Source organism: Lacinutrix sp. MEBiC02595 (genome assembly GCF_053601555.1).
Map to the genome: position 1 here is coordinate 310,610 of NZ_JBSHNU010000246.1, position 13,540 is coordinate 324,149.

General features: G+C 33.2%; 15 protein-coding genes. 8 read left to right on the forward strand and 7 right to left on the reverse strand.

Annotation, left to right across the window (positions count from 1 at the left end):
- Positions 1-32: 32 nt before the first annotated feature.
- Entirely contained in the window at positions 33-1,406 is a 1,374-nt protein-coding gene (locus tag ACVCZW_RS18795; protein WP_452233175.1) for an alanine/glycine:cation symporter family protein, read from the reverse strand.
- A gap of 270 nt (positions 1,407-1,676) precedes the next feature.
- On the opposite strand from ACVCZW_RS18795, the gene ACVCZW_RS18800 reads away from it, so the two are divergent.
- Positions 1,677-2,873, forward strand: coding sequence for an alpha/beta fold hydrolase (locus ACVCZW_RS18800; protein WP_452233176.1), 1,197 nt, complete (start codon positions 1,677-1,679; stop codon positions 2,871-2,873).
- 125 nt (positions 2,874-2,998) lie between these two features.
- Positions 2,999-3,733, forward strand: coding sequence for a methanethiol S-methyltransferase (mddA, locus tag ACVCZW_RS18805; RefSeq protein ID WP_452233177.1), 735 nt, complete (start codon positions 2,999-3,001; stop codon positions 3,731-3,733).
- Between the two features lie 57 nt (positions 3,734-3,790).
- On the opposite strand, the gene ACVCZW_RS18810 is transcribed toward mddA, so the two are convergent.
- A complete protein-coding gene (locus ACVCZW_RS18810) occupies positions 3,791-4,741 on the reverse strand; it encodes a phosphoribosylaminoimidazolesuccinocarboxamide synthase (protein ID WP_452233178.1) in 951 nt (316 codons plus the stop codon).
- A gap of 198 nt (positions 4,742-4,939) precedes the next feature.
- Entirely contained in the window at positions 4,940-5,896 is a 957-nt protein-coding gene (locus ACVCZW_RS18815) for a PhoH family protein (protein ID WP_452228260.1), read from the reverse strand.
- 123 nt (positions 5,897-6,019) lie between these two features.
- Between ACVCZW_RS18815 and ACVCZW_RS18820 the strand changes: the two genes are divergently transcribed.
- The 6 genes from ACVCZW_RS18820 to ACVCZW_RS18845 all read left to right on the forward strand — a co-directional run bounded on the left by ACVCZW_RS18820 (position 6,020) and on the right by ACVCZW_RS18845 (position 11,757).
- Complete coding sequence (locus ACVCZW_RS18820) at positions 6,020-6,856, forward strand: SAM hydrolase/SAM-dependent halogenase family protein (protein ID WP_452228259.1); 837 nt, start codon at positions 6,020-6,022, stop codon at positions 6,854-6,856.
- Positions 6,857-6,940: 84 nt separating this feature from the next.
- A complete protein-coding gene (locus ACVCZW_RS18825; RefSeq protein ID WP_452233179.1) occupies positions 6,941-7,237 on the forward strand; it encodes a putative quinol monooxygenase in 297 nt (98 codons plus the stop codon).
- Positions 7,238-7,337: 100 nt separating this feature from the next.
- Complete coding sequence (gene gldG / locus ACVCZW_RS18830) at positions 7,338-9,728, forward strand: gliding motility-associated ABC transporter substrate-binding protein GldG (protein ID WP_452233180.1); 2,391 nt, start codon at positions 7,338-7,340, stop codon at positions 9,726-9,728.
- Positions 9,729-9,856: 128 nt separating this feature from the next.
- Complete coding sequence (dnaN, locus tag ACVCZW_RS18835) at positions 9,857-10,975, forward strand: DNA polymerase III subunit beta (RefSeq protein ID WP_452228256.1); 1,119 nt, start codon at positions 9,857-9,859, stop codon at positions 10,973-10,975.
- 70 nt (positions 10,976-11,045) lie between these two features.
- Complete coding sequence (locus tag ACVCZW_RS18840) at positions 11,046-11,222, forward strand: hypothetical protein (protein ID WP_452233181.1); 177 nt, start codon at positions 11,046-11,048, stop codon at positions 11,220-11,222.
- Positions 11,223-11,412: 190 nt separating this feature from the next.
- A complete protein-coding gene (locus tag ACVCZW_RS18845) occupies positions 11,413-11,757 on the forward strand; it encodes a hypothetical protein (RefSeq protein WP_452233182.1) in 345 nt (114 codons plus the stop codon).
- Positions 11,758-11,863: 106 nt separating this feature from the next.
- Here the strand turns inward: ACVCZW_RS18845 and ACVCZW_RS18850 are convergent, their stop codons facing one another.
- The 4 genes from ACVCZW_RS18850 to ACVCZW_RS18865 form a co-directional block, all read right to left on the reverse strand.
- Positions 11,864-12,091, reverse strand: a complete 228-nt coding sequence (locus ACVCZW_RS18850; protein WP_452233183.1) for a hypothetical protein — start codon at positions 12,089-12,091, stop codon at positions 11,864-11,866.
- 4 nt (positions 12,092-12,095) lie between these two features.
- The gene (locus ACVCZW_RS18855; protein WP_452227865.1) at positions 12,096-12,434 is read right to left on the reverse strand and encodes a DUF4870 domain-containing protein; all 339 of its coding nucleotides are present in this window, start codon (positions 12,432-12,434) and stop codon (positions 12,096-12,098) included.
- Positions 12,435-12,511: 77 nt separating this feature from the next.
- Complete coding sequence (locus ACVCZW_RS18860; protein ID WP_452227864.1) at positions 12,512-12,925, reverse strand: DUF6691 family protein; 414 nt, start codon at positions 12,923-12,925, stop codon at positions 12,512-12,514.
- A gap of 2 nt (positions 12,926-12,927) precedes the next feature.
- The gene (locus ACVCZW_RS18865) at positions 12,928-13,482 is read right to left on the reverse strand and encodes a YeeE/YedE family protein (RefSeq protein WP_452227863.1); all 555 of its coding nucleotides are present in this window, start codon (positions 13,480-13,482) and stop codon (positions 12,928-12,930) included.
- Positions 13,483-13,540 lie beyond the last annotated feature (58 nt).

The window sequence follows — 13,540 nt, forward strand, 5'->3', positions numbered from 1 at the left end:
TTTTAGTTCTATGCTTTTATTTTTTTTTAAAGCTAACTAGATTTCATTCTCTTAAAATACGCTTTCGCCTCTTTCACTACTCTTGGTGCTAAAATTAATGTTGCCGTCATGGTAGGAATTGCCATCAATGCAAAAACACCATCAATTAAATTAATCATTAAAGCTAGTGATGTTGTAGCTCCTAGAATAATACTTAAAATATAGAAGTAATTATAGTAATGTTTATTCTTTTCACCAATTAGAAACGACAAACATTTTCCGCCATAATAGGCATACGAAAACAAGGAAGACACACTAAAAACCACTATACAAAGTAATAGTAAATACCTACCATAAGTTGGCATCGCAGCCCCAAAAGCATTTGCTGTTAAACTCACGCCATTCGCTTCAGTAGTTTGCCAAACTCCGGTCACTAAAATTGCCAAAGCAGTAAGCGTACAAACAATTAAAGTATCAATTGCAGGACCTAACATCGCGACTAAACCTTCTCGAATTGGTTCGTTTGTTTTTGCTGCTCCATGGGCTAAAGGTGCGGTACCAATTCCCGCTTCATTAGAAAATGCACCACGACGAATTCCTAAAATGATCAATCCGCCTAGAAGTCCGCCTAAAAAGGCATCGCCTTTATAATTTTCGGCTGCAAAAGCATCTGTAAAAATAAATTTGAAATAGGTTGGAACTACTTCCGCATTAGCGAACAAAATAATAAGAATCAGCACAAAATAAAGCAAAACCATACTTGGTACTAACTTGGAAGCCACTTTACTAATTCGGTTTAATCCACCTAAAATAACGACTGAAGTTATACTTACTAAAACAAGACCTATAATTAGATTGGAAGTGAAATTTACTGCCACACCATTCGGTTTTAAAACTATATCATTTATTGCTTGTGTAAGCTGATTTACATTAAAAACTGGTAATGCGCCTATTAATCCGCAAAGACTAAAAAACACCGCTAAGGGTTTCCAGTTTTTACCAAGACCTTCCATAATAAAATACATGGGTCCGCCTTGCGTATTACCTTCACTGTCTTTTCCTCGATACATAATTGCCAAACTAGAAGTAAAGAATTTTGTAGCCATACCAATAATTGCGCTAACCCATAACCAAAATACAGCTCCTGGTCCGCCAATAGAAATTGCGACTGCAACTCCTGCAATATTCCCCATACCAATGGTAGAAGACAAAGCGGTTGTTAAAGCTTGAAAATGTGTGATTTCCCCAGCATCTTCTGGATTATCAAACTTACCGCGAAGTACTTGAATAGCATGACCTAAATACCGAAATGGTAAAAATCGGGATAAAATAAGCAGGTACAAACCACCTCCAATTAGTAAAATTAATAATGGAAGTCCCCAAACAAAGGAGGCGAAGTTTGCAATAAATTGGTCTAGTTTTTCCAAATTGATATTTTTTTATAAATGTATTGAAATTACTACTAGTATCTTAATACAACCCTCAACATAATTACAAAATTATGGATTAAAATCAATATTTGATTAATAGAATTAGACAATAATTAAAAGAAAAATAAGCCCTTTTTACAAAAAAATAATTGGAAGATTGGTTAAAAAAAATGTAACTTAACGTATTAAAATAAGCAAATTATTTTTAAAAAATATCTGGAATTAATTTATCATACACTTTAACACAGAAAACAGCATTTACACACATTGAAACCAATCACGAAATACGCAAAAAACAACGATATTAATATTGCATATCAAGTAATAGGAGAAGGTAATGTTGACCTCGTTTTTATTCCGGGATGGGTTTCCAACATAGATATGATGTGGTTAGATAGTAAACTATCGGAATTCTTAACGGCACTTTCTCAGTTTTCAAGGCTCATCTTATTCGATAAGCGAGGAACAGGGCTTTCCGATCGCGTAAATGCATTATGCTCCCTGGAGGAAAGAATGGAGGATGTTTTAAGCGTGATGCAAGCGGTAGGAAGTAAAAAAGCTATATTTTTTGGCCATTCTGAAGGAGGAACAATTGCAAGTCTTTTTGCTGCAACGTATCCAGAACGAATGATTTCTCTAATCACTTTTGGTGTATTTGCAAAAAGAAAATATTCGATTAATTATCCTTGGGCTCCTAAACCCGAAGCACGTGAGATTTTCTATAATACTATTGAAAAAGAATGGGGAAATGGACAAAAAATGGGATTGGAAAAAATTATGCCATCTCTAGCTAGTGACACAAATTACTATAATTGGTTTGCAAGTTATTTACGTTCTGCGGCAAGTCCGAGTGCTGCTCTTGCTCTCGCAAAAATGAATACCGAAACAGACATTACTGGTATTTTAAAAAAAATAAAAACGCCAACATTAATACTACATCGAACCGACGATATAGATGTAAATATAGAAGAAGGAAAGTATCTTGCAAATCAAATTATTAATTCGAAATTTATAGAACTAAAAGGTAATGATCATTGTTTTTGGGTTGGTGATTCCAATTCGGCTCTAGAAGCAATGGAGGAATTTATTACAGGAATTAAACCTATTAGTGATTTAAAGCAACATATTAAAAGGAAAACTAAATACGCTAAAATTGATATGGAAAAAACGATGCTTGACAATTTTCAATATCATTTAAAAATGGAAGCATTTGCAAAACTATGTGGAAGAAGCTTATCTGGATTTAAAAGAGATTTTAGTAATCAATTCCATACTACACCATATAAATGGCTAAAAGCAAAACGTTTAGAATACGCAAAAAAACTTCTATTAGAAAACGAATTAAACATAAACCAAATATGTTACGAAAGTGGTTTTAAAAACAACTCTCATTTTATAAAAGTATTTAAAGAAAAATATAACACTTCCCCAAATAAATACAGAAAACGCAAACTAAAACACTAAAAACAAGCTGCTTACAAACAAATAAACCTTAGAGAACATTATTTAAACTTTTAAGAATATTCAAACTCTAGTTTATTCATGATATTTAACCACTGATTTACAAGCTATTAATCAAATTATATATTATGAAAAAATTAATCATTATTCTGTATGGCCTAATCGCGTACGTAGTATTTCTAATTGCTTTTCTTTACGCTATCGGTTTTGTAGGAGATTTTATAGTTCCAAAAGCAATAAACTCTGGAGTAGAAACTTCTTTTACCAATGCGTTATTTATAAATTTAGGATTGCTTAGTTTATTTGCTGTACAACATAGCGTTATGGCGAGACCTGCTTTTAAAAAGTGGATTTCACCTGTTATTGATCCAGCTATTGAACGTAGCACGTACATCCTATTATCTAGTTTAGCGCTGCTTTTAATTTATTGGAAATGGCAACCAATGACTACTATAGTTTGGAATATTGAAAACACCACCTTCTATTATATAATTATGGGAGTCTTTTTTATGGGATGGCTTATTGTATTTCTCTCTACGTTTATGATTAGTCATTTTCAGTTATTTGGTTTAACACAAATATTTAATAATTATAAAAATAAACATACGGAAGACCCAACCTTTCAAACCAACTATTTCTATAAAATGGTAAGACATCCTATTATGCTTGGCTTTATGATAGCGTTTTGGGCAACCCCATTTATGACCGTTGGGCATCTGCTATTTGCTATAGTTACCACGCTTTACATGCTGATTGCAGTTAAATATTTAGAAGAAAGAGATTTACGAAAATTTATTGGAGAAAAATATGAAATCTATCAAAAGGAAGTACCCATGATAGTTCCTTTTACAAAGTTTAAGTAAAAAAAAGACCTGACAGGTTTTGAAATCTGTCAGGTCTAATATGTATATGTTGGTAATTTAGCTAGCCAAATACGCTAAAACATTTTTCTCTATGCGCTCTTGTATATTAGAAACATCCGCTTTTACAAACGTCTCTCCCATGATCTTTTCGTAAAGCTCGATATATCTTTCGGAAACCGTTTCTATATACTCGTCAGACATTACAGGAACCGTTTGTCCTTCTAAACCTTGAAAATCGTTTGCAATTAACCACTGACGCACAAACTCTTTAGAAAGCTGTTTTTGCGCTTCGCCTGTATCTTGACGATCTTGATACCCATCTGCATAAAAATAACGGGAAGAATCTGGCGTATGAATTTCGTCAATTAAAACGATTTTTCCTTCTTTTGTTTTTCCGAATTCATATTTAGTATCCACCAAAATCAATCCGCGAGAAGCAGCTATTTCCGTTCCTCTTTGAAACAATTTTCTGGTATAATCTTCTAAAACAATATAATCTGCTTCAGAAACTATTCCTCGTTTTAAGATATCTTCACGTGAAATATCTTCATCATGATCTCCCATTTCTGCTTTGGTAGCAGGTGTAATTATTGGAGAAGGAAATTTATCATTCTCTTTTAAACCTTCTGGCATTGCAACGCCGCAAAGCATACGCTTTCCTGCTTTATATTCTCTTGCTGCATGACCAGACATATACCCACGAATTACCATTTCTACTTTAAACGGTTCACATAAATGACCAACGGCCACATTTGGATCTGGTGTTGCTGTTAACCAATTTGGCACCACATCTTCGGTAGCTTTCATCATGCTTGTAGCAATCTGGTTTAGTATTTGTCCTTTAAAAGGAATTCCTTTTGGCATCACAACATCAAAAGCAGAAAGTCTATCGGTTGCTATCATGACTAATTCTTCATCATTGATATTATAGACGGCTCTTACTTTTCCTTTGTAAAGACTTTTTTGATTTGGAAAATTAAAGTTGGTATCTGTAATTGTATTACTCATTTTTTTTTGCTTTTAGCTAGTAGCTGTTGGCTATTAGCCTTTAATAATTGTATTTTTTATTTTTATCTAGAAAGCCTTAGTCCTGATTGCGGCGGCATCCTTTTTACGTCAGTTCGAGTGGATTTGCTTTTTTGCAAATTTGTATCGAGAACAAGTAAAAAGATATAGCGAAAAGCAGGTTCCTGGCTCCTAAAAAAACTAGCCTTCCAGATTTTCAATATTTCGATAGGCAGCAATTACAGCTTTTACAAGTTTATGACGAACCACATCTTTGTCGTCTAAGAAAACCATACCAATACCTTCAATATCTTTTAAAACCAATAAGGCTTCTTTTAGTCCGGAAACCGTACGACGGGGTAAATCTATTTGTCCGGGATCACCCGTTAAAAGGAACTTTGCATTCTTTCCCATTCGAGTTAAAAACATTTTCATTTGTGCGTGCGTGGTATTTTGACCTTCGTCTAAAATAACAAATGCATTATCCAAGGTTCGTCCCCGCATAAATGCCAAAGGCGCAATTTGAATGGTTCCATTTTCTATATACTGTGCTAATTTTTCTGGCGCAATCATATCTCGCAACGCATCATAAAGAGGTTGCATATATGGATCTAGTTTTTCTTTTAAATCTCCGGGAAGGAATCCTAAATTTTCTCCGGCTTCTACTGCAGGACGCGTTAAAATAATTCGTTTTACTTCCTTATTTTTTAATGCTTTTACGGCTAATGCAACTCCGGTATATGTTTTTCCTGTTCCTGCTGGGCCAATAGCAAAAACCATATCGTTTGTACGCATAAGTTCCACCATTTTACGTTGGTTTGCCGTTTGGGCTTTAATAATTTTCCCATTTACACCATGCAAAATCGTTTCTCCACTTTTTGCACTTGTAGCATAATCTTGACTAGTATTGCTAGTTAAAACGCGCTCTATAACATTCTCGTCTAGCTTGTTATACTTGGCAAAATGTTTTATCAACATTGTGATTCGCCTATTAAACTCGTCTAAAAGCTCTTCTTCTCCGTAAGCTTTAATTTCATTGCCTCTAGCAACAATTTTTAATTTAGGAAAGTATTTTTTTAATAATTTAATATTTTCGTTTCCAGCACCAAAAAATTCTTTTGGTGTAATTTCTTCAAGTTCAATTATTAATTCGTTCAAAAGCGTATCGATTTAATTATAGTAATCTGTTCTATTTTATTAGATTTGTTTTCCAATTAGAAAGCTAAACAAACTTAAACAATTTTAAGGTGTGTTATGTTAAAAAAATATCAACATTAATTTATGGCAATAATAACATTAACGACTGACTTTGGTGAGAAAGATCACTTTGCTGGTGCGATAAAAGGAGCTATTTATAGCGAAATTCCTGATGTTAAAATTGTTGATATCTCTCATTCTGTTTCCCCATTTAATATTCCGGAAGCGGCGTATATTATTCAAAATGCATATAGTAGTTTCCCAAAAGGTACGATTCACCTTATAGGAATTGACGCCGAAATAAATCCAGAGAACAAACATATTGCTGTGAAGTTAGACGGACATTATTTTATTTGTGCCAATAATGGTATTATGAGTATGATTTGTGCAGAAATTGCACCTGAGAAAATTGTAGAAATTAATATACACGATAAAATAGTTACTAGTTTCCCTGTTTTAGATGTGTTTGTAAAAGTCGCTTCGCATTTGGCTCGCGGTGGTACGCTAGAAGTTATTGGTAAAGTGATAACAGATATAAAACCAACCACCAACATACATCCTTTTGTAAACGAAGAAAGAACACAAATTATAGGAAGTGTTATTTATATTGACAATTACGGTAATGTGATCACGAATATTAGAAAATCGTTTTTTGAAGAAATCCAAAAAGGTCGTGAATTTGAAATATCTGCTAGAAATTATAAGTTTAAAACCATTCATAAAAAGTATAGCGATATTATAAATTTTGATATTCCCGAAGAAAAAAGACATGATGAAGGACGCCGGGTTGTGGTATTTAACTCCTCCAATTATTTGGAAATCGCGTTGTATAAAAGTAATACAAATACCGTTGGTAGTGCATCCACATTAATGGGTTTACAACTTAGAGATACGGTAACTATTCATATTAATAAAGTATAGTGTTCAGTGTTCAGTGTTCAGTGTTCAGTGTTCAGTAAATAAATTAAGCTTTTCGCTTTCGCGGAAATAAAACAAAATACATCTATGTTTGTACGTATTGTAAAAATGAGTTTTGACCCTTCTAAAATTGAAGAATTTTTAGAAAACTTTAATGAAAAGAAAGAAAATATACGAAACTTTGAAGGCTGTCGTTTTTTAGAGTTATACAGAGATAAAACAAATTCGAATATATTTTTCACGTATAGTTATTGGGAAGCGGAAGCCGATTTAGAAAATTATAGACATTCTGATTTATTTAAAGATATCTGGGCAAAAACAAAACCAATGTTTAATGGTAAACCGGAAGCCTGGAGTGTGGATAAAGTCGCTTCGCTGAAGTAAGTAGTGTTCCGTGTTCCGTGTTCCGTGTTCCGTAAGTGAAAAAAGTAAACAGTAGTAACAAACCAAATAAACGCATCAGCAAAAAACAAATAAACAAAGCATGTTTGCAATACTTAAAAAAGAAATAAACTCCTTCTTCGCTTCACCAATAGGTTATTTAGTAATTGCTATATTTTTATTGCTAAACGGTCTATTCCTTTGGTTATTTAAAGGCGAATTCAATATTTTAGATAACGGCTTTGCCGATTTATCTTCGTTCTTTTTACTTGCACCTTGGATTCTTATTTTCCTTATTCCTGCGGTAACCATGCGTAGTTTTAGTGATGAAAAAAAACAAGGAACACTAGAACTTTTATTAACAAAACCTATTAGCAAAGTAAACATTGTACTTGGCAAATATTTTGGCGCATTGATTTTAATTTTAATTGCCCTTTTACCAACATTACTCTATGTATATGCGGTAAACCAACTTGGTAATCCGCAAGGAAATCTAGACGTTGGTAGCACACTTGGCTCCTATTTTGGTTTATTATTTCTAGTTGCAGCGTATACCGCAATTGGCTTATTTGCTTCTAGCATTACCGACAATCAAATTGTAGCATTTATTACTTCGGTTTTTTTATGCTTCCTTTTTTACATTGGCTTTCAAGGCATTGCAGACTTTATGTCTAGCACACTTGTTGAGCAATTAGGCATGAGCACACACTATAAAAGTATGAGTCGTGGTGTTTTAGACACCCGAGATATTGTTTACTTTTTAAGCGTAACAGTGTTGTTTATTTTCTTCACAGCAAGAAAAATTCAGACAAAACCTTTTGTAAAAAAAGACTATGTCATTTTTCTATTATTGCCTTTAGGTCTTTTGCTTTTCAATATATTTTCAGCGAAAAGCGGATTATATCAACGTTATGATTTAACCCAGGATAAACGATATACTATTAGTGATGCTGCTTTACAAATTATAGATAAAGTAGCATCGCCAATTTTGATAGATGTATTCTTAGAAGGCGAAGATTTTCCTACGGAATTTAGACGACTTAAAAACGAAACCAAACAATTACTAGAAGAGTTTGAAGCACAAAATGCGAACATTAAATTTCATTTTATAAATCCGATTGCAGACGAAGCAACTCGTGATCGCAGCATGCAACAGTTAAACGATAGAGGTTTAACTCCGATGCAATTAACCGTTCAAGAAAGTGGTAAGTCTAGCCAAGCAGTAATTTTCCCTTGGGCTTTAGCGAGCCATAATGGGGAAACGGTTAAAATTCCGTTAGTAAAAACGAAGATTGGCGCTACACAACAAGAATTAGTTACCAACTCTGTACAGCATTTAGAATATGCTTTTGCAGATGCATTTAGCAAACTCGTAAACCCTAAAAAACGCAAAGTAGCCATACTTAGAGGAAACAATCAATTAGAAGATAAATACATTTACGATTTCATTAAAACCATTGGGGACTACTATTTCATTGCACCTTTTACTTTAGATAGTGTTGCTTCTAATCCGCAAAAAACATCGAAAGCTTTAAATGCATTCGATTTGATTATTTCGGCTAAACCAACGGAAGCTTTTTCAGAAAAAGAAAAATTGGTATTAGATCAATTTACAATGAAAGGTGGAAAAAGTCTTTGGCTAATAGATGCTGTTTCCATTGAAAAAGACAGCTTGTATAATCCTACAGGAAAAAGTGTTGCTGTTGCAAGAGATTTAAATCTTACTGATTTCTTTTTTAAATACGGCGCTCGTATCAATCACGTTTTGGTTAACGACCTCTACTCTGCTCCTATAACTTTAGCTTCAGGCGAAGGCAGCCAATCGCAATTTAAGCAACTACCCTGGTATTATTCGCCATTAGTAAATGCAGAAAGCAAGCATGCTATTACCAATAATCTAAACTTGGTAAAGTTTGATTTTGCGAACCAAATAGACACCTTAAAAAACAATATTGATAAGACTATTTTGTTAAAAAGTTCTGTTCTTTCTAAAATAGACGGCACACCACGTGAGATTAGCTTAGAGATGACGCAGAAAGAACCAGACCCCAAACAATATAACAAAGGCAGTCAGAATCTTGCGGTATTATTAGAAGGCCAATTTACTTCCGTGTATAATAATAGAGTGAAACCATTTGCTTTAGAAAACGAATTAAATAAAAGTATTCCTACTAAAATGATTGTCATTGCAGATGGCGATGTCATTAAAAATGATGTGGGCAGAAATGGACCTCAGGAACTTGGTTTTGATAAATGGTCCGGACAAACCTACGGAAACAAAGAATTTCTGCTAAACGCCGTAAACTACTTATTAGACGACGATGGACTTATAAACATTCGTACCAAAGAAATTGCTGTTGCATTTTTAGATCCTAAAAAAGTAGCTTCCGAAAAAGCAAAATGGCAAATAGTAAATATTCTGTTACCACTAGTTTTATTAGGTGTTTTCGGATTTATTTTTAATTTTTTCCGAAGAAAAAAGTACGCGAAATAAGATTTTAAAACAGCAATATTTTGTCCATTTCACAGAAACAAGTTGTTAATAAGTTTGTTTCCATTTTCACTAGCTTTAGAATATATTTGTATCTATTCAATATTGAAACGAATTAACGTATTATATACATGAAATTTATAGTATCCAGTACCTATTTACTAAAACAATTACAAGTTCTTGGAGGTGTTATTAACAGCTCTAATACTTTACCGATTTTAGATAATTTTTTATTCGAATTAAATCATAACGAACTTACAGTTTCTGCAAGTGATTTAGAAACAACCATGTCTTCTAAATTAGATGTAGAAAGTGATAACGAAGGTAGCGTTGCAGTTCCTGCTCGTTTACTTTTAGACACTTTAAAGACTTTTCCGGAGCAACCGTTAACTTTCGTTGTAGAAGAAAATAATACGATAGAAATTAGCTCTAATCATGGTAAGTATGCTTTAGCATATGCCGATGGTGCAGAATTTCCGAAAGCTGTAGCTTTAGAGAACCCTAGTTCAACAACCATTTCTGGTGATATTTTAGCAACAGCAATTAGCAAAACTATATTTGCTGCTGGAAACGATGATTTACGTCCGGTAATGAGTGGTGTCTTTTTTCAGTTCTCCACAGAAGGTTTAACCTTTGTAGCAACAGATGCACACAAATTAGTAAAATACACGCGCTCTGATGTTCAAGCTAGCCAAGTGGCAGAATTTATCATGCCTAAAAAACCTTTAAATCTTTTAAAAGGAATTTTGGCTGCTAGTGATGATGCTGTAACTATTGAGTATAACGACTCTAATGCGAAGTTTACTTTTGAAAACACAGAATTAGTTTGTAGATTAATTGATGGAAAATATCCTAACTACGAAGCGGTTATTCCAAAAGAGAATCCGAATAAATTAAGCATTGACAGAACACAGTTTTTAAATTCTGTGCGTCGTGTTAGTATTTTCTCTAATAAAACAACACACCAAATACGTTTAAAAATTGCTGGAGCAGAACTTAATATTTCTGCCGAAGATATCGATTACTCTAACAAAGCAGAAGAGCGTTTAACTTGTGATTATCAAGGGGACGATATGCAAATTGGTTTTAACTCTCGTTTTTTAACCGAAATGTTAAACAACCTAACTTCTGGTGAAGTGCAATTGGAAATGAGTCTACCAAACAGAGCAGGAATTTTAACTCCTGTTGATGGATTAGATGAAGGAGAACAAGTTACTATGTTAGTAATGCCTGTGATGTTAAATAGCTAAATTCCTGCCTTCGCAGGAATCTCATAATCGAGATAAACAACCTTTAAATATTAAAAATACTCATTTATAAATGGGTGTTTTTTTTGCTTTTATGGGAGCTATAAAATTTGAAAAAAATCAAGAGATTCCTGCCTTCGCAGGAATGATGAGTCTACCAAACAGAGCTGGAATTTCAACTATTGTAGATGGATTAGATGAAGGGGAACAAGTTACTATGTTAGTAATGCCTGTGATGTTGAATAGCTAAATAGTTACATTTTATCTTCTTTAAAATAATAAAAAAGCAATTCTCCGGAATTGCTTTTTTTTGTATCTCAAATTATTTTTCGGTTACTATTTTAATATTGTACTCTTTTTATTACTTTTACGCGTATCAATACCCTCAAAATGATTCCCTTAAATCTGGTTATTGAAATTAAATAATTAATCTAACAAAAATGAAAAGTAGAATATCTTTATTCTTCCTGGTAACACTTTGCGTTACGCAATTCTCTTGTAACAACAAGAACAATGCTTTAATTGGCGAATGGTTACGCCATGATTTTAAAGCCAATTCGGAATACAAATTAACCTTTGAGGAAAACCATACCGGATACATAGTAGATCAAAAAAATACAGAACAAGGTGTTATTTCGAATATTGTTTCTATAGAATGGAAAGTAGATAAGGATATATTAACCATATCTCAAGATAATAAGGACATCACCACTACTTTTGAGTTTGCTTCTAATGGAGATTTACTATTAGCCGATTTTTCCGCATTCAATTTTATTAAGCAATAAGGACTTAGACAACCATTTTTATAAAATAAACAACGCAACCTTTTCGGGTTGCGTTGTTCTTTATCTAAGTAATTAACTAACTAATAAAATTAAAAGATAAAGGTCTTTATTTTGATGTTTTATTTTTTTCTATGTTTGTTTTCTCCTGTATTAAGCATCCGTAAATAATGCTTATTACTAGACCTAAAATCATTCCTATGATTATTCCGTAACTAACCCAAGTAGGAACATCGTTCTTTAAACTTCCTATAACTGCTCCCGTAGTTACTCCAAAAGAAGAACCTAATGCGATTCCTAGTCCAATATATTTTGTGAATTTACTATCCTTTTTCATACGCCTAACTAATAAAATTAAAAGATAAAGGATAGGTTGGTGTTTCTCCATTACTTGCTTTAATAGCATTTACAATAGGAAATACTATAGCGATGATTCCTAAAACTAGAAAACCTAAAAGTCCAAGACCAAATAAAAGAATTAATGGTACACATATAATACAGTACACAATTAAGCTCAACTGAAAATTAATAATGTTTTTACCATGTGCATCCATTTGTTGCACTTTATCTTTTTGGGTAACCCAAAGTATAAGTGGTACGATTAAACTACCAAAACCAATAACCAAAGTTACTAGTTGACTTAAATGTGCAATTACTAAAAGTTGTTTATCTGTTCTCATGATGATTGATTTATTGATGAATACTTATAGGACGCACAAAACAGTAAAATGTTACACATAACAAAGAGCAAAGGTATTTAATGCGGTAATTTATCTTTTACAATTCCGTATAAAAAAGTACCAACCGTTGCAGAAGCTAAAACAATTAATATAGGTAAATACCCTGCACCTACCAGCACAAAAATAGGTCCCGGACATGCTCCTGCTAAAGCCCAACCAAGTCCGAAAATGATTCCACCAATCATGTACCTAGAAAATGATTTTTCTTTAGGAAGAATTACAATAGGATTACCATCTATAGATTTTATTTTATACCGTTTAATTACTTGAACAAATACAATTCCGAAAGCTAATGCTGTTCCTATTATTCCGTACATGTGGAAAGATTGAAACTGAAACATTTCGTAAATACGAAACCAGGAAGCAGCTTCCGATTTGTACATAATTATTCCGAAGAAAAAACCAACAAGGATATATAAAATGCTTTTCATTTTTAAAATATTAGAGGGAATAACAAATGAACCATAACCAAACCTCCAATAAAGAAGCCGATAACAGCAATTAAAGACGGAAGTTGTAAATTGCTTAAACCAGAAATGGCATGACCAGAAGTACAACCTCCTGCGTAACGAGCACCAAAACCAATAAGTAATCCGCCAACAATTAAAATAAGTATTGTTTTTATATCGCTTAAAGCGGAAATAGAAAATAACTCCGCAGGCAAGTATCCATTATTTGTTGCGATATTTATACTTTCTAAAGATACTTTTGTTGCTTCACTTATCGCTGGCATTTCTCCATTGGATAAATAGTGCGAAGCCACAAAACCACCAAGCATCGCTCCTACTACAACGAGTAAATTCCATTTGTCTGATTTCCAATCAAACTGAAAAAAAGAACTTACTTTTCCTGCACCACATGCTGCACAAAAGGTTCTTAAGTTGGAAGACATACCAAACTTTTTCCCCATTAATAATAGAACCAGCATCGTGCATGCTATTAAAAAACCGGAGATATACCAAGGCCAAGGTTGAAAGAAAAATTCCATAAAATAAATTTCAACAAAAATACATGCTATAAACTACTTTATGGAAATTTTATGTACT